19 protein-coding genes are annotated in these 18780 nt (G+C 71.2%); 11 read left to right on the top strand and 8 right to left on the bottom strand.

What is annotated here, in order from left to right:
- Window positions 1–50: 50 nt before the first annotated feature.
- Both AB0J71_RS13840 and AB0J71_RS13835 read right to left on the bottom strand, forming a co-directional pair.
- Entirely contained in the window at window positions 51–263 is a 213-nt protein-coding gene (locus AB0J71_RS13840; protein WP_364414319.1) for a hypothetical protein, read from the bottom strand.
- On the bottom strand, window positions 260–739 hold the full coding sequence (locus AB0J71_RS13835) for a carboxymuconolactone decarboxylase family protein (protein WP_364414317.1): 480 nt from the start codon (window positions 737–739) through the stop codon (window positions 260–262). The genes AB0J71_RS13840 and AB0J71_RS13835 overlap by 4 nt, the downstream gene beginning before the upstream one ends.
- A gap of 129 nt (window positions 740–868) precedes the next feature.
- On the opposite strand from AB0J71_RS13835, the gene AB0J71_RS13830 reads away from it, so the two are divergent.
- On the top strand, window positions 869–1450 hold the full coding sequence (locus AB0J71_RS13830) for a TetR/AcrR family transcriptional regulator (protein ID WP_352322440.1): 582 nt from the start codon (window positions 869–871) through the stop codon (window positions 1448–1450).
- A gap of 335 nt (window positions 1451–1785) precedes the next feature.
- A complete protein-coding gene (gene ettA, locus AB0J71_RS13825; protein ID WP_352322439.1) occupies window positions 1786–3450 on the top strand; it encodes an energy-dependent translational throttle protein EttA in 1665 nt (554 codons plus the stop codon).
- 241 nt (window positions 3451–3691) lie between these two features.
- Here the strand turns inward: ettA and AB0J71_RS13820 are convergent, their stop codons facing one another.
- Window positions 3692–5008 (bottom strand): MFS transporter, encoded by a 1317-nt coding sequence (locus tag AB0J71_RS13820; protein WP_352322438.1) that lies wholly within the window; start codon window positions 5006–5008, stop codon window positions 3692–3694.
- A 167-nt stretch (window positions 5009–5175) separates the two neighbouring features.
- Between AB0J71_RS13820 and AB0J71_RS13815 the strand changes: the two genes are divergently transcribed.
- From AB0J71_RS13815 to AB0J71_RS13795, 5 genes are all read left to right on the top strand, one after another.
- Entirely contained in the window at window positions 5176–5688 is a 513-nt protein-coding gene (locus tag AB0J71_RS13815) for a VOC family protein (RefSeq protein WP_364414315.1), read from the top strand.
- Between the two features lie 70 nt (window positions 5689–5758).
- The gene (locus AB0J71_RS13810; RefSeq protein ID WP_364414313.1) at window positions 5759–6166 is read left to right on the top strand and encodes a Zn-ribbon domain-containing OB-fold protein; all 408 of its coding nucleotides are present in this window, start codon (window positions 5759–5761) and stop codon (window positions 6164–6166) included.
- The gene (locus AB0J71_RS13805) at window positions 6163–7290 is read left to right on the top strand and encodes a thiolase (protein WP_352322435.1); all 1128 of its coding nucleotides are present in this window, start codon (window positions 6163–6165) and stop codon (window positions 7288–7290) included. Before AB0J71_RS13810 ends, AB0J71_RS13805 begins: the two co-directional genes overlap by 4 nt.
- Before the next feature lie 114 nt (window positions 7291–7404).
- On the top strand, window positions 7405–7656 hold the full coding sequence (locus AB0J71_RS13800; protein WP_125636368.1) for an SCO4226 family nickel-binding protein: 252 nt from the start codon (window positions 7405–7407) through the stop codon (window positions 7654–7656).
- Window positions 7657–7873: 217 nt separating this feature from the next.
- Entirely contained in the window at window positions 7874–8353 is a 480-nt protein-coding gene (locus tag AB0J71_RS13795; protein ID WP_364414311.1) for a hypothetical protein, read from the top strand.
- Window positions 8354–8381: 28 nt separating this feature from the next.
- Here AB0J71_RS13795 and AB0J71_RS13790 read toward each other — a convergent pair whose 3' ends face one another.
- Both AB0J71_RS13790 and AB0J71_RS13785 read right to left on the bottom strand, forming a co-directional pair.
- Entirely contained in the window at window positions 8382–10514 is a 2133-nt protein-coding gene (locus AB0J71_RS13790; protein ID WP_364414309.1) for an acetate--CoA ligase family protein, read from the bottom strand.
- Between the two features lie 3 nt (window positions 10515–10517).
- Window positions 10518–11672, bottom strand: a complete 1155-nt coding sequence (locus AB0J71_RS13785; RefSeq protein WP_364414307.1) for an acyl-CoA dehydrogenase family protein — start codon at window positions 11670–11672, stop codon at window positions 10518–10520.
- Between the two features lie 107 nt (window positions 11673–11779).
- Here AB0J71_RS13785 and AB0J71_RS13780 point away from each other — a divergent pair, with 107 nt between their 5' ends.
- Window positions 11780–12391: a TetR/AcrR family transcriptional regulator gene (locus AB0J71_RS13780; RefSeq protein WP_364414305.1), complete on the top strand. Its 612-nt coding sequence runs from the start codon at window positions 11780–11782 to the stop codon at window positions 12389–12391.
- Here AB0J71_RS13780 and AB0J71_RS13775 read toward each other — a convergent pair.
- Complete coding sequence (locus AB0J71_RS13775) at window positions 12378–13202, bottom strand: MaoC/PaaZ C-terminal domain-containing protein (protein ID WP_364414303.1); 825 nt, start codon at window positions 13200–13202, stop codon at window positions 12378–12380. The genes AB0J71_RS13780 and AB0J71_RS13775 overlap by 14 nt on opposite strands.
- Window position 13203: 1 nt before the next feature.
- Window positions 13204–14103 (bottom strand): SDR family oxidoreductase, encoded by a 900-nt coding sequence (locus tag AB0J71_RS13770; RefSeq protein WP_352322429.1) that lies wholly within the window; start codon window positions 14101–14103, stop codon window positions 13204–13206.
- Between the two features lie 76 nt (window positions 14104–14179).
- Between AB0J71_RS13770 and AB0J71_RS13765 the strand changes: the two genes are divergently transcribed.
- The 3 genes from AB0J71_RS13765 (at window position 14180) to AB0J71_RS13755 (ending at window position 17276) form a co-directional block, all read left to right on the top strand.
- Window positions 14180–15610 carry an MFS transporter gene (locus AB0J71_RS13765; protein ID WP_352322461.1) on the top strand — a complete coding sequence of 477 codons (1431 nt, stop codon included), beginning with the start codon at window positions 14180–14182 and terminating at the stop codon, window positions 15608–15610.
- 77 nt (window positions 15611–15687) lie between these two features.
- Window positions 15688–16071: a thioesterase family protein gene (locus AB0J71_RS13760; RefSeq protein ID WP_364414477.1), complete on the top strand. Its 384-nt coding sequence runs from the start codon at window positions 15688–15690 to the stop codon at window positions 16069–16071.
- Between the two features lie 50 nt (window positions 16072–16121).
- On the top strand, window positions 16122–17276 hold the full coding sequence (locus AB0J71_RS13755) for an MFS transporter (protein WP_364414301.1): 1155 nt from the start codon (window positions 16122–16124) through the stop codon (window positions 17274–17276).
- Here AB0J71_RS13755 and AB0J71_RS13750 read toward each other — a convergent pair.
- Window positions 17271–18779 carry an alpha-amylase family glycosyl hydrolase gene (locus AB0J71_RS13750; protein WP_364414299.1) on the bottom strand — a complete coding sequence of 503 codons (1509 nt, stop codon included), beginning with the start codon at window positions 18777–18779 and terminating at the stop codon, window positions 17271–17273. The two genes, AB0J71_RS13755 and AB0J71_RS13750, sit on opposite strands and share 6 nt — an antisense overlap.
- Window position 18780 lies beyond the last annotated feature (1 nt).

Raw genomic sequence — 18780 nt, 5'->3', positions numbered from 1 at the left:
GGAACGGGTCAGGGGCCTGCCCTCGGGTCGTGGCCGGTGCGCCTCGGGCGTCAGGGCGTGGTGACGCTGTCGCAGGTGACCAGGCGGACGGCGGGAGCCGAGACGATCTGGACGTGAGGCACGCCGGGGACCTCGACGTTGAGATACCCGCCCTCGACGGCGAACCGCACTCCTTCCACGGTCGACACCCGGCGGCCCTCGGAGTCGGTCAGCGTGTAGCCGTCGACGAGTTCGACGGTGCCGTTTCTCCAGGTGGGGTTCATGCCTGCACCTCCGGGAAGTCCAGCTCGGGCTGGGCGAGGTGGTTGAAGTAGTTGGACAAGGTGTTCAGGGCGATGTGGCCCACGATCTCGGCGAGTTCCGCGTCCGAGACGCCGGCGGCCCGTGCGGCGTCCAGGTCCGCGTCGCTCACCGCGCCGCCCGTGTGCATGATCGCCTGAGTGATCGCCAGGACTGCGGCCGCGTGCGGCTCGTGGTCCGAGCCCTGGCGTGTCTTGAGAAGTTCCTCGTCGGACATGCCCATACGGCGTCCGCGCATGGTGTGGGCGCTCACGCAGTACGTGCAGTGGTTCTCCTGGGCGACCAGCAGCGCGATCTGCTCCCTCAGCCTCGGGGTGAGGGCGCCCGAGCTGAGGTGCTCGCGCATCGCGAGGTATCCCGCCAGGGCGGCTGGGCCGTTGGCGAGGGCGGCGTACAGGTTGGGGACCTTGCCGAGCTGGCGGCGGGTCTGGTCGAGCAAACCGTCATTGTCTTCTGTCAGTTGCGGAAGGCGGGGCATGACGTCTCCAAAACGGTACTGATCGGTTCCATCGAGGCAAGACGATACCGAACGGTTCCGTTTTAGGGAAGTTCGGGATAGCTTGGCGGTATGCCCACACGTGCACGTGAACGCCTGCTCGACGCCGCCGAGGACCTCTTCTACGCGGAGGGGATCAGGGCGGTGGGCGTCGAGCGGATCCTGAGTGTCTCGGGAGTGGGCCGCGCCTCCTTCTACCGGCACTTCCCGAGCAAGGACGACCTGGTCGTGGCCGTACTGCGGCGGCGGGACGAGCGGTGGCGGGCCTGGCTGGCCGAACGCGTGGAGGCTCTGGGTGGGCATCCGCTGGACGTCTTCGACGCCCTGGCCGAACGGTTCGCGCGGGCGGATTTCCGTGGGTGCGCCTTCATCAACACCATGATCGAGACGGCGGATCCGGACAGTGCGGCTCATCGGGTGGCGGCCGAGCACAAGGAGCGCGTGCGGGCGTACGTCGCGGGGCTGCTCGAGCGCGACGGTCGCGACGACGCCGCCGAGCTGGCGCACCTGTTCGTCCTGCTGGTGGACGGGGCCATCGTCACGGCAGTACGTGAACACTCGACCCACCCGGCACAACAGGCACGAGCCGCAGCCACCGCCCTCCTCGCAACGCGGGGGACCATCACGGGGACCACCGCAGGCGCCGCGACCTAGGAGGCCGCGGCTTAGGAAACCGTGGCGCGCAAGGCCCGTGGTGAAGGCGGCTGTCGCGCGGGAGGCCGTGACCAAGGGGGGCAAGGAGGGGTGACAGAGGTCGCGGTCAGCTGAGGTCGGGGGTGCGAGCAGCGCCCGCCCCCGAAGCGGGGGCCGGGCATGGGAGGTCATGGCGTTCTTCTGCGCGAGGGTGGCCAGGGGGCGACCCACGGACGTCAAGGCGTTCGGGGGACGTGGGGTTGGAGGGGTGGGGGTGCAGGGCGGAGCGGGGAAGGGCGGAGGTGAAAGGGGCTGGGCGGCGGAAGCCTGCGTGTGCAGCCTCTAAGCTAGGGAGCATGCCGGAGTACATCTACACGCTGCAGCGCGTGCGCAAGGCGCACGGCGACAAGGTTGTCCTTGACGACGTCACGCTGTCGTTCCTGCCCGGAGCCAAGATCGGTGTCCTGGGGCCGAACGGCACCGGGAAGTCGACGCTGCTCCGGATGATGGCCGGCCTGGAGCAGCCGTCCAATGGCGACGCCAAGCTGATGCCGGGCTTCACGGTCGGCATGCTCCAGCAGGAGCCGCCGCTCAACGAGGAAAAGACCGTTCTGGGCAACGTGCAGGAGGGTGTCGCCGAGACGATGGCGATGCTCGAGCGCTACAACCAGATCGCCGAGCAGATGGCCACCGACTACAGCGACGAGCTGCTGGAGGAGATGGGCAAGCTCCAGGACCAGCTGGAGCACCGCAACGCGTGGGACCTCGACAGCCAGCTGGAGCAGGCGATGGACGCCCTGCGCTGCCCGCCGCCCGACGCCGAGGTGAGCAAGCTGTCCGGTGGTGAGCGCCGCCGCGTGGCGCTGTGCAAGCTGCTGCTTGAGGCCCCCGACCTGCTGCTGCTCGACGAGCCCACCAACCACCTCGACGCCGAGAGCGTGCAGTGGCTGGAGTCGCACCTGGAGAAGTACGCCGGCACGGTGCTGGCCGTCACCCACGACCGGTACTTCCTGGACAACGTGGCCACCTGGATCCTGGAGCTCGACCGCGGCCGCTGCTACCCCTACGAGGGCAACTACTCCACCTACCTCGACATGAAGGCCCAGCGCCTGAAGGTCGAGGGCCAGAAGGATGCCAAGCGCAAGAAGCGCCTGGAGGACGAGCTGGAGTGGGTGCGCTCCAACCCCAAGGCCCGCCAGACCAAGAGCAAGGCCCGTCTCCAGCGGTACGAGGAGATGGCCGCCGAGGCCGACAAGTTCCGCAAGCTGGACTTCGAGGAGATCCAGATCCCGCCGGGCCCGCGTCTGGGCACCACGGTGATCAAGGCGGACCAGCTCACCAAGGGCTTCGGCGACCGCCTGCTGATGGAGAGCCTGACGTTCGACCTGCCGCGTAACGGCATCGTCGGCGTCATCGGCCCCAACGGCGTCGGCAAGACCACGCTGTTCCGCATGATCACGGGTGGGGAGACGCCGGACACGGGGTCGATCACGATCGGCGACACCGTGAAGATCTCCTACGCCGACCAGAGCCGGGGCGGCATCGACCCGAGCAAGAACGTCTGGGAGGTCGTCTCCGACGGGCTCGACCACATCAAGGTCGGCAACGTCGAGATGCCGTCGCGGGCCTACATCGCGGCGTTCGGGTTCAAGGGGCCCGACCAGCAGAAGAAGGCGGGGGTGCTGTCGGGCGGCGAGCGTAACCGGCTCAACCTGGCGCTCACCCTCAAGCAGGGCGGCAATGTGCTGCTGCTCGACGAGCCGACCAACGACCTCGACACCGAGACGCTGTCGTCGCTGGAGAACGCCCTGCTCGACTTCCCGGGCTGCGCCGTGATCACCTCGCACGACCGGTGGTTCCTCGACCGCATCGCCACTCACATCCTCGCGTGGGAGGAAGGCTCGAACTGGTTCTGGTTCGAGGGCAACTTCGCCGACTACGAGAAGAACAAGATCGAGCGTCTCGGCGCCGACGCGGCCCGTCCCCACCGGGTGACGTACCGGAAGCTGCACCGGGACTGACGTCTCATCCCGGCACCGGGACTGACGGACACGTCTCGTCCCGGCACCGGGACTGACGGACACGTCTCGTCCCGGCACCGGGACATAGGTCTCATTCCTGCGACGAGCGGCGGGCCCCCTTCGGGGCGCGCCGCTTTTCGCGTGTCCCGGCAGGGCCGATCAACGTTCGGCCACCGTTGGGACGGGTCAGTGGTCGGCCTCGGCCGCCGGACTGCGCAGTGTTCGGCCTCGGCTGGGACGGTCAGCGTTCGGCTTCGGTCAGGGGCACCTGTACGGGAGCCGGGGCGGTGCGGCGCCAGGGGCCGTTGAAGAGCAGGATCGCGGGGATGAACAGCACGAGGCAGCCCAGCGCCACGAACAGCCAGGTCTGCCAGCTCGTGGCCGCCACCACATGCGGGATGACCAGCAGCCCGACCACCGCGATCGCCTTGCTCAGGAAGCCGAACAACCCCCAGGCCGTGCCCTGCAGGCGCGGGTCGGCGTCCTCGGCGTCCTCGGAGTAGTTGGCCATCCAGGGGGCGTAGGCGACGCCGAGTGAGCCGCCGAGCAGGGCGCCGACCACCATCAGCGTGCCGGTGGAGACGCCTTCCTGGCCGAGCGCGACGGCGAGGTAGGCGGTGACCAGCACCGCGGCGATGGTCCCGGCGAGCGAGAACGGCTTGCGCAGTTGCAGGCGGTCCGACAGGCGGCCGGTGACGATCAGCGTGACCAGGTTCAGGCTCCAGAACGCGGCCATGATCGTGGACGCCTGCGCGCTGCTGATGCCGAGCGCGCCCACCAGCATCGTCTGGCCGAACAGCGACAGCGTGATGTAGAGGACCAGCCAGAGCGAGATGCCGACGACGTGGGCCCAGATGTTGCGCCGGGCGAACAACGACCGGACGGTGGGCGGGCGCCTCAGGTCGACGACCTCCTCGGCGGCGCGTTCGGTGTGCTGGATCCTGGCCCGCAGTTCGGGGGACAGGTCGGCGATGTTGAACGCGATGACGGCCGAGATCACCAGCGAGAAGCAGCCCATGATGACGAACTGCGACCGCCACGACTCGTCGAAGATCGGCAGTGTCCAGCCGGCGACGGCGGCGGCCAGGAAGTTCGCGCCCACCGGGCCCCACGTCCAGAACCCGAACGCCTGCGCCCGTCCGAGTCGTGGCGAGAAGTCACGGATCAGCGGGGCGGTGGAGGCCATGGCGACGCCGTCCACGAAGGCCAGCAGGATGCGGGCGATCAGCAGGTCGCGCGGGCTGTGCACGAGCGTCATGGCGAAGCAGCACACGGCGGTCAGGGCCATGAGCGGGATGAGCAGGCGGACCCGGCCGACCCGGTCGGTGAGCCGCCCGCCCAGGATGGACGCCACGGCCCCGGCCACCGCCGCCGCCCCCGACACCGCGCCGTACGTGGCCAGCGACATGTTCAGATCTTTGAGCAGCAGGGGTACGACGGGCGCGATCTGCCCTTCGTAGGAGCCGATGAGGATGGCCAGGACGGCCATGGTGAGGATCTTCATCCGGCGGGCGCCGGTCGGGTACTCGTCGAGCTCGCGGACGTAGGACAGCCTCATGACACGCCTTTCTGTCGAGCCTAGGCCCCCGTCATGAGTTCTAGAAGCTAGCTCTAGAATCCATTTCTGAGATGCTGCTCCTCACGTCGGCCGTCGTCAAGAGTGCGTACCCGGTATCAGATGATTAGAATCAAATTCTAGGATTCGTTCGTAGTAAGGAGCCGGGCGTGGACCTGGAACTTGACGGCCTCGACGTGACCTTCGACCACACGGCCGTGGCCGCTCCCCGGATCAGGGACCTGCTGCCGATCTACCGCGACCTGCTCGGCGGCCGCCATCTGGGCGGCGGCGGGGACAACCGGGTCAGCGGGTACCGCACGCTGCAGCTCACCTACTCCAACGGGAGCAAGGTCGAGCTCATGGAGCCGCTGACCGGGTCCACGTTCTTCGACAGCTTCTTCGAGCTGACGCGGGGGCGGGGCGGCGTCCATCATCTCAACTTCCACGTCGGGGACATGGACGCGGCCGTCGCCCGGCTCACCGCGCGCGGCTACCGGCTGCACGGCCTCAACAGGGCCGACATGCGCTGGCAGGAGGTGTTCCTGCACCCCAAGGAGGCACACGGCGTGCTGATCCAGCTCGCCTGTCCGGGGTTGCGTGACCCGGACGAGGCCCGCCCGACGCTGGCGGAGGTGCTGGCGGGACGCGGCCGCAACGGCGACGGCATTCCCAGCCCCTGAGTCGGCGGAGGCTTCCCCGGAACCGAACCTAGCTCTAGAGTGCAATTCTAGAACTAGAATGGGGAGGCCCATGAAACCGGCACCGAAGCCAACGCCCGAGACCCAGCCGTTCTGGGACGGCACGGCCGCGGGAGAGCTCAGGATCCAGCGCTGCCAGACGTGCGCGCGGCACTACTTCTACCCCCGGCCGAGCTGCCCCCACTGCGGCGGCGGCGACGTGGAGTGGGTGCGCGCGACGGGCCGCGCGACCCTGTACTCGTACGTGATCAACCACCGCCCCGCGCCCGGTTTCGAGGGCGATGGGCCCTACGCCATCGCCGTCGTGGAGCTGGAGGAGGGCGTGCGGATGATGAGCAACATCGTCGGCGTGCCCAACACCCCCGAGAACCTGCCGCTGGACATGGAGCTGCGGGTGGTGTTCGAGCGGCGCGGCGACGTGCACGTGCCGCTCTTCGAGCCCGCGGAGGGCGCCCGATGAACATCGTGATCGCCGGGGCGGCCGAGACCGACGAGATCGGCCGCCTGCCGGACCGCTCCACCTTCCAGCTGCACCTGGAGGCCGCGCGCAACGCCCTCGCCGACGCGGGCATGACGAAACACGACATCGACGGCATCGCCACGGTCGGCACGCCCGGCCCCATCCAGGTCGCCCACGCCCTCGGCATCACGCCCTCCTGGCTCGACGGCACGGGCGTGGGCGGGTCGTCCTTCCTGTTCCACGTTCGGCACGCCGCCGCCGCCATCCGGGCCGGGCTGTGCCGTACCGTGCTGATCACGCACGGCGAGTCGGGACGGTCGCGCGTCGGCGCCGGCCGGTGGGGGCTGGGCGCGGACTCGCTGCTCGGGCAGTTCGAGCTGCCGTACGGGGTGGTCGGGCCGCCGACGTCGTTCACCGTCACGGCGCTGCGCCACATGAAGGAGACCGGTCTCACCCACGAGCAACTGGCCGAGGTGGCGGTCGCGCAGCGCCGCTGGGCCTCCCGGAACCCGCGGGCCATGTACCGCGACCTGATCACGGTCGAGGACGTGCTCGCGTCGAAGCTCGTCGCCTACCCCTTCCACCTGCTGGAATGCTGCCTGGTGACGGACGGCGGCGGCGCGCTGGTCGTCACCTCCGAGGAGCTGTCGCGCCGCCCGCCGGTGTACCTGCTCGGCTCCGGCGAGGCCATGGACGCGCCGATGGTCTCGCAGATGGAGGACTTCACCACCTCCAAGGGCTTCCGCCTGTCCGGGCAGGCCGCCTTCGCCGAGGCCGAGATCTCCCACCACGACGTCGACCACCTGATGGTGTACGACGCCTTCGCCCACGTGCCCGTCTACGGCCTGGAGGACCTGGGCTTCGTCGGCCGGGGCGAGGCGGGGGCGTTCATCGCCGAAGGCCACACCTCGCCCGGCGGCCGGCTGCCGATGAACACCAACGGCGGCGGCCTGTCCTACACGCACACCGGCATGTACGGCATGTTCGCCATCCAGGAGTCGGTGCGGCAGCTCCGGGGCGAGGCCGCGGCGCAGGTGCCGGACGTGGAGGTGAGCGTGGTGCTGGGCAACGGCGGCATGTTCGCCTCCGCCGCCACCCTCGTCCTGGCCTCCCGGTTGCCCTAGGTTCCGCACCCGGCCCTGCGGGCAGGCGGGCCCGGACGGGCCGATGGAACGGGATGGAACGGAATGGAACGCCTCTCCATCGGAAGCGGAAGATCCTGAGAAGAGGAGACGGCGATGCCGAAGTTCATGGACGTGCACAGTGGTTTCGTCGGTGTCACCGAGGAGCAGTTGCGCGAGGCCCATGAGCGGGACCTGGCGGTCGAGGGGGCCGAGGGCGTGCACTTCGAGCGGGCCTGGCTCGATCCGGACTCGGGCAAGGTGTTCTGCCTGTCGTCGGGGCCGTCGAAGGAGGCGGTGATGCGGGTGCACGAGAAGGCCGGCCACCCCACGACGGAGGTCTACGAGCTGCCCATCGAGGTCGAGTAGCCACCACCCCGCCCCCGGACCGGTGACGGCCGCCCGCGCTGCTGCGGGCACGGGCGGCCGCCACCGACACGCGCCCGAGCCACGAGGTCAAGGGCGGGCGAGGGCGCGAAAGCTGCCGCGAGAGGGGGCGAAACACCGTCCAGACGGGCGCGAAAAACCGTTCCGGCGGGCGCGTCGGGTGCCCGGCAGCGCGCGGGGGCCGTACTAGATTCGTCGGGTGAGCACGGGAGCCGCGCGCGGGGTGGGGCGGTTCGTCAACGGAGAGTCGGTCTACGGGACCATCCTGACGGCCGGCGCCGTCTCCGGGCTCTCGCACTGGATCGCCGACCCGGCCGAGCTGCTGGCGACCGCGATCGGCACGGTCAGCGTGTTCTGGATCGCGCACGCGTTCGCCGAGATCGTCGGCGACCGGTCGCCGGACGTGCGCACGGCGGTGCGCGGCGCGGTGACGCGGTCCACGGGCATGTTGTGGGGGCTGGTCCCGCTCACGGTGATCTTGTGCCTGGCGATGACCGGCGTGATGTCCGTGGACGCGTCGGTGTACCTGGAGATCGGCGTGTCCGTCGTCCTGCTCACCGTGCTCGGCTTCTTCGCGGCGGCGCCCAAGACCGACCGGCTCTGGATCCGGTTGCTCTGCGGAGCCGGCTCGGGCGCCCTGGGAGCCGTGATGATCCTGCTGAAGAGCCTCGGGCACTGAGCAAGGGCGCCCGAGCTGCCAGGGCAGGTCAGGAGGGCGGCGGACGCCAGGTGATGAGCGCGTCCAGGGCCTCGACGCGGGAGCCGGTGACCAGGAGCGGGTTGATCTCCAGGGACTCCAGGTCGTCGCCCAGGCTCTCGGCGAACGCGGCGATGCCGGCCACCACGTCGGCCACCGCGTCCAGGTCGGCGGGCTCGGTGCCCCTGGCGCCGTCCAGCAGGGCCGCGCCGCGCAGCTCGGACAGGGCCCGGCGGACCTCGCCGGCGTCCACCGGCAGCACGCGCAGGGCCGCGTCCCGCAGCACCTCCACCCAGACGCCGCCGAGCCCGACCGCCAGGGTGAGCCCCCAGGCCGGGTCGCGCACCACGCCCGCCAGCAGCTCGATCCCGCCGCCGCGTTGCGGCTGGACCAACACGCCCGCGTCGGGGGCGTGCGCCCGCGCCGCGGCCACCACCTCCCGATAGGCCTGCCGCACCTCCTCCGGGCCGGACAGCCCGAGCCGCACCCCGCCGATGTCGCTCTTGTGCCCGAGCCCTTCGGCGGCGGCCTTGAGCACCACCGGGTAGCCGAACCGTTCGGCCGCGGCCACCGCCGCCGCCTCGTCCGCTGCGGTCTCGGACGGCACCACGGGCAGCCCCGCGGCGGCGAGCAGGGCGGCGGCCCGGTGCTCGGCCCACACGCCGTGCGCACCCTCGGGCGCGCCCCCGGATGCAACCCAGGATGCGCCGCCGACCGCCGCCCGCCCGGCCGGGCCGGCGCCGGTCAGGGCCCTGCGGTGGGCCTCCGACCAGCGCACCGCCGCGCCGAGCGCGGTCAGGCCGTGCTCGATCCCGCCCATGACGTACGGGAACCCGGTCTCCCGCTGCACCTGCCGCCCGAACTCCGTGACGTCGGTCAGCACGTTGCTCACCACCACGACCGGCACCGGCGACTCGGCGATGCGCCGCGCGCTGGCCTCGTACATGGCCAGGACGGGCGCGGGGTCCGCGGGGGCGATCCTGGGCGGTTCGGACAGCAGCATGACCAGGTCGATGCCGGGATCGGCGGTCACCGTCTCCAGGGCGCGGCCGAGCAGGGTGCGGTCGACGAGGACATAGCCGGTGACGTCGAGCGGGTTCTGCACGGTGCCGAACGACGGCACGATCCCGGCCAGCGTCTCGACCGTGGCCGCGGAGAAGGGCGGCAGCTCCAGGCCCTCGTCCTCGGCCCGGTCCGCGATGATCTCGGACGCGCCGCCCGACGGGGTGACGACGCCCACCCGGCGGCCGGGCAGCGGGCCGGTGGCGGCCAGCAGCCCGGAGGTGATGATCAGGTCCTCCAGCGAGCGCACCCTGATCACGCCGAGCTGGCGCATGGCGGCGTCGATGACGTCGTCGTCGCCCACGAGCGCGCCCGTGTGGGCCTGCGCGGTGCGCGAGGCGAGTCGGCTGCGGCCGATCTTGAGCGCGACGATCGGCTTGCCCGCCAGCAGCGCCCGGCGGGCGACCCGGGAGAACTCGGCCGGGTTCCTGATCGTCTCCAGGAACAGGGCGATGACCCGGGTCGCCGGGTCGTCCACGAGGTAGTCGACGACGTCGGTGACCGTGACGACTGACTCGTTGCCCATCGAGGTCAGCAGGCTGACGCCGACGTTGCGGGCCTGGGCGAAGCCGAGCACCGAGCTGGCCAGCGCGCCGCTCTGCAGCACCACGCCGACCGACCCGCGCAGCAGCGGCTCGGGGATGGGCAGCCCGTACGGGGTCACGTCGGCGGCGGCGTTGATGTAGCCGTTGCCGTTCGGCCCGAGGATCGTCAGGCCGTTCTCGCGGGCGAACCCGGCGATCTCCGCCTCCAGCCGCGCGCCCTCCGCGCCGGCCTCCCCGAACCCCGCCGTGAGGATCACGTAACAGCCGATGCCCAGCTTGGCGCCCTCCTTCAGCACGCCGAGCACGGCGGCCGTCGGCACCATGACGTAGGCCAGGTCGACGGGGGAGGGGATCTCGCTCAGGCTGCGGAAGGCCGGCGACCCGTGCACCACCCCGCCCCTGGGGTTGACCAGGTGGACGGGCCCGGAGAAGCCGTGGGTGCGCAGGTTCAGCAGCGTGCTGACCGACCAGCCCGACTTGTCCGTGGCCCCCACCAGGGCGATCGAGCGCGGGTTGAACAGTGCCTCGACCGACATGGACTACTCTCCGATCAGGCCGAGCCTGGCGTGGCCCTTGATGAGGTTGCGGGCGATCGTGCGGCGCTGGATCTCGTCGGTGCCCTCGAAGATGCGCAGCAGGCGCAGCTCCCGGTACCACCGCTCGACCGGCAGCTCCTTGGTGTATCCCATGCCGCCGTGGATCTGCAGCACCCGGTCCACGACCTGGTTGGCCATCACGGCGCCGTTGAGCTTGGCGATGGAGGAGGCGTGCCGGGCGTCCATGCCCTGCTGCACCTGCCAGGCCGCGTGGAGGGTGAGCCACTTGGCCGCCTCGATCTCCACCTGGGAGTCGGCGATCATCCACTGGATGGCCTGGTACTCCGAGATGGCCTGGCCCATCGACTTGCGGATCTTGGCGTAGTCGATGGCCATCTGGAGCATGCGCTCGGCGGAGCCGATGGCACGGGCCGGGATCATGTACCGTCCTTGCCCGATCCACTGCATGGCAAGCTCGAAGCCCTTGCCGAGCTCGCCCAGGATGTTCTCCTCGGGCACCCGCACGTCCTGGAACACCAGCGCCGCGGGCCCCCACTCGCCCATGGTCGGGATGGGCTCGGACTTCCAGCCCATGTCCCGGTCGACCAGGAAGCAGGTCACGCCGTGGCCCTCGGCCACCGCGAACACCATGACGAAGTCGGCCTCGCTGCCGCCGGTGATGAACGTCTTCTCGCCGTTGATCACCCACTCGGCGCCGTCGCGGGTGGCGCGGGTGCGGATGTTGCGGGCGTCGGAGCCGGCGCCCGGCTCGGTGATCGCGAAGCAGGACCGCCGTTCGCCCTCGATGGTCGGGACGAGGTAGCGCTGCTTCTGCTCGTCGGTGCCGGCGTAGAGGATGTTGTCGGCGCTGCCGCCGAAGGAGAAGGGCACGAACGTGCGGCCCATCTCCATGGCGATGATGGCGGACATGATCGGGCCGAGCGCCGCGCCGCCGTACTCCTCGGGGGTGTTGATGCCCCAGAAGCCCGACTTCCTGGCCTTGGCGCGCAGGTCGCGCACGACCTCGGGATCGAGCCCCGGACGCCCTTCGCGCTCGTTGCGCAGGACCTCCGGCTCCAGCGGCATGACCTCTTTCTCGATGAAGGCACGCACGGTGTCGCGGATCTGCCGTTCCTCCGGGCTGAGCGAGAAGTCCACGGCCGCCTCCTGAATTTCTAGAATCAGTCTCTAGTACGCGATTCTAACCCCCGCGCGGCACTGGTCAAGAATCAGATTCTAGAATTCGGCGCGATAGAATGCCTGGCATGGCACGCAAGTCCTCGTGGGAGTGGAGCCGTACGGCTCAGACGCGCAAGAGCATGTTGCAGGCGGCCCGTGAGGTCTTCAGCGAGCACGGCTTCGCCGACTCCAACGTCTCGGAGGTCGTGGCCCGCGCCGGCTCCAGCGTCGGCAGCCTCTACCACCACTTCGGCGGCAAGACCGAGCTGTTCCTCGCCCTCTACGAGGACCACCAGGCGGCCCACGAGCAGGCGTCGGCCGCCAGCGTCGCCAAGGCCAAGAAGGACGGCGTCAGCGACCCCGTCGAGCTGCTGATCGCCGGGGCCCGCGCCTACCTCGACGGCGCCTGGGACCGGCGCGACCTGGTCCGGCTCTTCATCGACGGCGACGGCCCGCCCGGCTTCGAGCTGATCCGCCGCACCCGCGGGCGCGAGTGGGTGCGCCAGAACGCCGTCCTGCTCGGCGCCGGCGGAGACCCCCTCGACCGGTTCACGGTCGCGGTGCTGACCAGCATCATCGGCGAGGCCGCCCGCGAGGTGGCCACCTCCGACACCGAGGAGGAGGCCAGGGAGATCATCGAGGCGGCGATGAAGCTCATCCACCGCCTCGATCCCCTCAGGGGGCTCAGCGACGACTGATCGTCGCCCGGCCGCGGTCGATCACCACCGTCCCGTCGTCCTTGGCGGTGCGGAACAGCACGTCGTCGCCGTCGGCCCAGATCGAGACGGTCAGCGGCTCGCCGGGGAACACCGGGCTGCTGAACCGGCCCGACATTGCCCTGAACCGTGACGGGTCCGACCCGGCGAGCGTGTGCAGCAACGCCCGCCCGGTCACGCCGTACGTGCACAAGCCGTGCAGGATCGGCCGGTCGAACCCGGCCCTGGCGGCGAACTCCGGATCGCTGTGCAGCGGGTTGCGGTCGCCGGACAGCCGGTAGAGCAGCGCCTGGTCCGGCCGGGTCGGGTAGGTCACCTTGTGGTCGGGCGCCCGGTCCGGGGCCGCCCACTCGTCGCGGGGCCCCCGGTCGCCGCCGAAGCCGCCCTCGCCCCGGATGAACACCGAGCTGCGCGAGGCGATCACCAGCTCGCCGGTCTCCAGGTCCACGGCCCTGGCCTCGGTGGTCACCAGCGCGCCCGAGCCCTTGTCGTAGATGCCGGTCACCTTCGACGTCGTCCGTACGCCGCCCGCGGGCGGCAGCTCCCGGTGCAGCTCGAAGCCCTGCTCGGCGTGGACCAGCAGGGCCGGGTCGAAGTCGCCCAGCCGCCGTCCCGGCGACTGCGCCGCCAGCACCGCGAACGTCGGCAGCACCCGCTGCCCCTTCTCGTTGGCGAACTCCAGCTCGTCCAGGCCCGAGCCGACGCCGAGCGCGTACAGCATGGTGTCCTCGGCGGTCCAGGTGCGCTCGTGGGCCGGGCCCTCGACGCCGATCAGCGAGTGGTCGAGCGGCATGTCAGTCCTCCCGCCCGGGGATGCGGCCGTTGGTCAGGGCGTTGGGCGCGGCCTTGTCCACCAGGGCGGGGATGACCGCGCCCAGCTCGGCCGGGTCCCAGCGGCCGCCCTTGTCCACCCCGGGGCCGGCGTGCCAGCCCTCGGCCACGCTTATCATCCCGCCGCGCACGTTGAACACCCGCCCGGTGACGCCGCGCGCCTCGGCGCTGGCCAGCCAGACCACCAGCGGCGCGATGTCGTCGGGGTCGGCGCCGGTCGCCCCGGCCGGGATCAGGTTCTCCGTCATGCGGGTGAGCGCGGCGGGGGCGATGGCGTTGACCGTCACGCCGTAGCGTTCCAGCTCCCTGGCGGCGATCACGGTCAGCCCGGCGATGCCCGCCTTGGCCGCGCCGTAGTTGCCCTGGCCCGGGTTGCCGTAGATGCCGGAGGACGACGTCGTGTTGATGATCCGGGCGTCGACCCGCTCACCGGACTTGGCCTTGGACCGCCAGTAGGCGGCGGCGTGCCGCAGGGGCGCGAACGTGCCGCGCAGGTGCACCCTGATCACCGCGTCCCACTCGTCGGCGGTCATGTTGACCAGCATGCGGTCGCGCAGGATCCCGGCGTTGTTGACCAGCACGTGCAGGTCGCCGAAATGCTCGACGGCCGCCCCGATCAGGCGCTTCGCGCCGTCGAAGTCGGAGACGTCCTCGCCGTTGACGATCGCCTGGCCGCCCATGGCCTCGATCTCGGCCACCACCTCGGCGGCGGCCCCGGACGAGCCCGTGCCGTCCACCTCCGCGCCCAGGTCGTTGACCACCACCTTCGCGCCCTGCCTGGCGAACTCCAGGGCGTGCCCGCGCCCGATGCCCCTGGCCGCACCCGTGACGATCACCACGCGACCTTCGACGATCCCGCTCATCCGACACCTCGATCCTTGACCGGCCGACGATTTGAACTGGATTCTAGTATCAAAATCTAGAAAGGACAGGCCCTTGGTGACGACGACCCCCGCTCCCGTCGGCCACGCCTGGCGCACGCTGTCGGTCGTGAGCCTGGCCAGCGTGCTGACCGGGCTGGGCGGCAGCGCGATCAACGTCGCGCTGCCCGAGATCGCCCGGCACACCGGGGCCGACGCCACGGCCGCGGGCTGGATCCTGCTGGGCTTCCAGTTGACCACGACCGTCCTCATGGTGGTGTTCGGCCGGTTGGCGGACATGTTCGGCAGGCGCAGGATGTACCTGATCGGGCTGGCCGTCTACACCGGGGCCGCCCTGCTCGCCGGGCTGGCCCCCGGCGCGTGGATGATCGTGGCCATGCGGGTCGTGCAGGCCGCCGGGGCCGCGATGTTGCTCACCAACAGCGCCGCCCTGGTCAGCGACGCCTTCCCGCGCGAGCGGCTGGGCGAGGGCATGGGCGTCTACGTGGCCTCCTTCTCCATCGCCGGGCTGATCGGCCCGACGCTCGGCGGCGTGCTCGCCTCGAACCTGGGCTGGCGCTGGGTGTTCTGGTTCAACGTGCCCATCGGGGTGGTCTGCCTGGTGTGGGGCGCGCTCACGCTGCGGCGGGTCGAGCCGGCCGGGCGCGAGCGCGGGCTCGACCTGCCGGGCAGCGTGCTCGTGCTGGTCACGCTCGGCGGGCTGCTGCTGGCGTTGTCGGAGTTCGGCAGACTGGGGTGGGGGCATCCGGTGGTGGCCGCCGGGCTCGCCGCGTTCGCCGTGGGCCTGCCGCTGTTCGTGGCCAGGGAGCGGCGGGCCGCTCATCCCGTGGTGGACCTGCGGCTGTTCCACGACCGGGCCTTCGCCTTCGGCACGCTCGCCTCCTTCCTCAACGCCGTCGCGCGGATGGGCATGGTCTTCCTCGTCGCGCTCTACTTCCAGGCCGTGCGAGGGGACGATCCCGTACAGGCCGGGCTGAAGGTGCTGCCGCTGGCGGTGGCGGCCATGGTCGCGTCGGTGACGTCGGGCTTCCTCCAGCGGCTGACCAGCGCGCGCACCCTGGCGGTCGCCGGGGCCGCCACCACGACCTGCGGGCTGCTGGCGCTGCTCGGCACGATGTCGGCGAGCACGCCGTACCCGGCGGTGGCCGCGGGGCTCGTGCTCATCGGCCTCGGCTCGGGCGTCTTCCTGCCCTCCAACACCACCGCCATCCTGGACGGCCTGCCCTCCGAACGCCTCGGCATCGTCAACGCCATGCGCCTCATGCTGCAGAACACCGGCAACGTGGTCGGCACCGGCCTGGTGTTGTCGATCATCACCGCGCCGCTGCCCGCCGTGCTGCACCGGCGCGTCTTCGCCGGGACGCTGTCGGAGCTCTCCGGCGACGCGGTCGGCCTGCTCGTGACCGGCTACCGCTGGGCGCTCGCCTGCATGGCCGCGATCTCGGTGCTGACCGTGCTGGCCTGCCTGGCCCGCCGCAAGGCCCGGTGACCAGCGGGCCGAACGGTACGGGTACCGTGGCGGACGTGGCAGAACCCTCCCCGGCGCACCGGCACGTCTTCCTCCGCATGGTCAGATTCGCCGACATCGACTCCCAAGGGCATGTGAACAACGTGCGCTTCCTCGACTACCTGGAGGACGCCCGCTTCGGCATGTTCGCGATCGATCCGGTCAGGGCGGGCGAGGCGCCCTTCGGAGGGCTCGTGGTCACCCGCCACGAGATCGACTACCGCCGCCCGCTCGGCCTGCGGCCCGAACCGGTCAGGGTCGAGACCTGGGTCACGCAGCTCAGGCCGGTCCGCTTCACCCTGGCCTACGAGATCCGCGACGACGACCAGGTCTACGCGACCGCCACCTCGGTGATCGTGGCCTACGACGTCGAGCGGGCCGCGCCGCGCCGGCTCAGCGAGGACGAGCTCGTCCTGCTCAAGCGTTACTCGGCCCAGGGCTGACCGCCCTGGAACCGCAGCCGCCCTCCGGTCCGGGCAGGAAGCGCTGGCTGATGCTCGCGCTGGGCGTCAACGCCCATGCGAGCGTCACCTTAGGACTGTTCGGCCTGCCTCTCGTCATGCCGGAGATTGAGCGACATTTCGGTGTTCCGCTGGCAGTGGCCGGAGTCATTGGGAATGCCCCGGGAATCGGCGTTCTGGTGGCGCTCGTCGCCTGGGGCGCGCTGGCCGACCGGCACGGCGAGCGCCTGGTGCTCGGCATCGGCGTCGGCCTGGCGGCCGTGCTGCTCGCCGCCGTCGCCTTCGCCGGGCCCGCCTGGGCCGTGATCGCGCTGCTGGCGCTGGCGGGCGCGGCCGGGTCGGCGGCCATGGTCGGCGGCGGCCGGATCGTCCTGCGCTGGTTCCAGCCGCCCGAGCGTGGGGTCGCCATGGGCCTGCGCCAGGTGTCCTACACCCTCGGCATGGCCGTCGCGGCGTTCGTGCTGCCGCCCGTCGCGCGGGCGCACGGGCTGCCCGGCGTGCTGCTGGTCTGCTCCGCCGTCAGCCTGCTGGCCGCCGTCCTGGCCGCGTTGTTCCTGGCCGAGCCGCCGCACTCGATCGCCGGGGGGAGCGCGGGGCCCGAGCGGTCGCCGTACCGGCAGCCGGCGCTGTGGCGGGTGCACGCGACCAGCGGGCTGCACGCGGTGCCGCAGATCGTGGTCAGCACGTACGGCGTCACCTGTCTGGTCGGCCTGTACGGCTGGGACGCCGTGGCCGCCGGCCAGCTCTTCGGCCTGTCGGCCGTCGCCGGAGCCGTGGTCCGGGTGGCCGTCGGCCGCTGGTCCGACCGGGTCGGCCTGCGGATGCGTCCCCTGCTGCTGCTCACCTGCGCCTGCCTGGCCGTGCTCGCCCTGCTGGTCGTGGGCACGGCGACGGACAGCCTGCTCGGCCCGGTGGCGCTCGCGACGGCCTCGGTGCTCACCGTGTCCGGCAACGGGCTGGCCTACCTGAGAGCGGGCGAGCTGGCCGGCCCCGCCTGGGCGGGCAAGGTGCTCGGCACCCACAACACCGTCCAGAACGTCGTCGCCCTGGGGGTGACGCCGCTGGCCGGGGCGCTGATCACCGGGACGGGCTACTGGGCGGCGTACGCGGCCGGCCTGGCCTGCGCGCTGGTGTCGCTGCCCGTCATCCCCTTCCGCGGCGAGCAGCGGGCCGGCCCTCGGTCATGACTGCCCGCGCAGCCACACGGCGGTGTCCGGCGGCAGCGTCCCGCCCTGGACCGGGCCGCTGGACAGCAGCACCCCGTCGTGCGCCGGCAGCCGTACGGGCTCCATCCCGCAGTTGATCGCGCAGATCAGCGGGCCCCGGGAGAAGAAAAGCGCTCCCTCGGGGGAGTCCAGCCACTCCAGGGTGTACGGAATCACACCCGCCAGCTCGCGGCGGCAGGCCAGGGCCCGGCGGTAGAACTCCAGCGTCGAGTCCGCGTCGCCCTCCTGCTTCTCGGCCGTCAGCTCGGCGAAGGCGGCCGGCTGCGGCAGCCAGGGCCGCACGCCGGGCGGCGAGAACCCGTACGAGGGCGACTCCGCCGACCACGGCAGCGGCACCCGGCAGCCGTCGCGGCCCGGCAGCTTGCCCTCCGACTGGAAGAACACCGGGTCCTGCCTGGCCTCGGCCGGCAGGTCGGTCACCTCCGGCAGGCCCAGCTCCTCGCCCTGGTAGAGGTAGGCCGAGCCGGGCAGCGCCAGCATCGTGAGCAGCGCCGCCCTGGCCCGCGCCAGACCCGTGCCCGGATCGGCGGTCTCGTAGCGGGTGCGGTGGCGTACGACGTCGTGGTTGGACAACACCCAGGTGGCGTACGGGACCGAGGCCAGGGTGTCGTCGATCACCTTCTTGAACGCGGTCGGCGACCACGGCGCCTGCAGCCAGGCGAAGTTGAAGCTCTGGTGCAGCTCGTCGGGGCGGACGTAGAGGGCGAGGTCCTCGGCGCTGTCGGTCCAGACCTCGCCGACGGCCATACGCTCGCCGGGGTAACTGTCCAGCACCTTGCGCCAGTCGCGGTAGACGCCGTGCACCTCCGGCTGCCCCCAGACCGGCGAGACCGACGTGAACGACTGGTCGCCGACGTCCGGCAGCCCCTCGGCCTTGTACAGGCCCATCGCCACGTCGATGCGGAAGCCGTCCACGCCCTTGTCCAGCCAGAAGCGCAGGACGTCGAGGAACTCCGCGTGCACCTCGGGGTTGCGCCAGTTGAAGTCGGGCTGTTCGGGGGCGAACAGGTGCAGGTACCACTGCCCGTCGGGGACCTGGGTCCAGGCCGGGCCGCTGAAGGTGGACTGCCAGTTGTTGGTCGTGTCGCGGAAGATGTACCGGTCGCGTTTCTCGCCCCGCAGCGCGGCCTGGAACCAGGGGTGCTGGGAGGAGCTGTGGTTGGGGACGATGTCCACCAGCACCTTCAGCCCGTGCCCGTGGGCCTCGGCCACCAGCGCGTCGAAGTCGGCCAGCGTGCCGAACAGCGGGTCGACGCCGCGGTAGTCCGCCACGTCGTAACCGCCGTCGGCCATCGGAGAGGGGTAGAACGGCGTCAGCCAGATGGCGTCGACCCCCAGCCTCCTCAGGTACGGAATCCGCTCCCGCACCCCGGCCAGGTCGCCGACGCCGTCTCCGGAGGCGTCGGCGAAGCTGCGAACGTAGATCTCGTAGACGACGGCATCACGCCACCAGGGGATATCCATG

It is taken from the genome of Nonomuraea sp. NPDC049637 (assembly GCF_040675235.1).
In the GTDB taxonomy this organism is placed as follows: domain Bacteria; phylum Actinomycetota; class Actinomycetes; order Streptosporangiales; family Streptosporangiaceae; genus Nonomuraea.
Note: the sequence above shows the minus strand (reverse complement) of the source record. Positions and strands in the feature narration are given on the sequence as shown.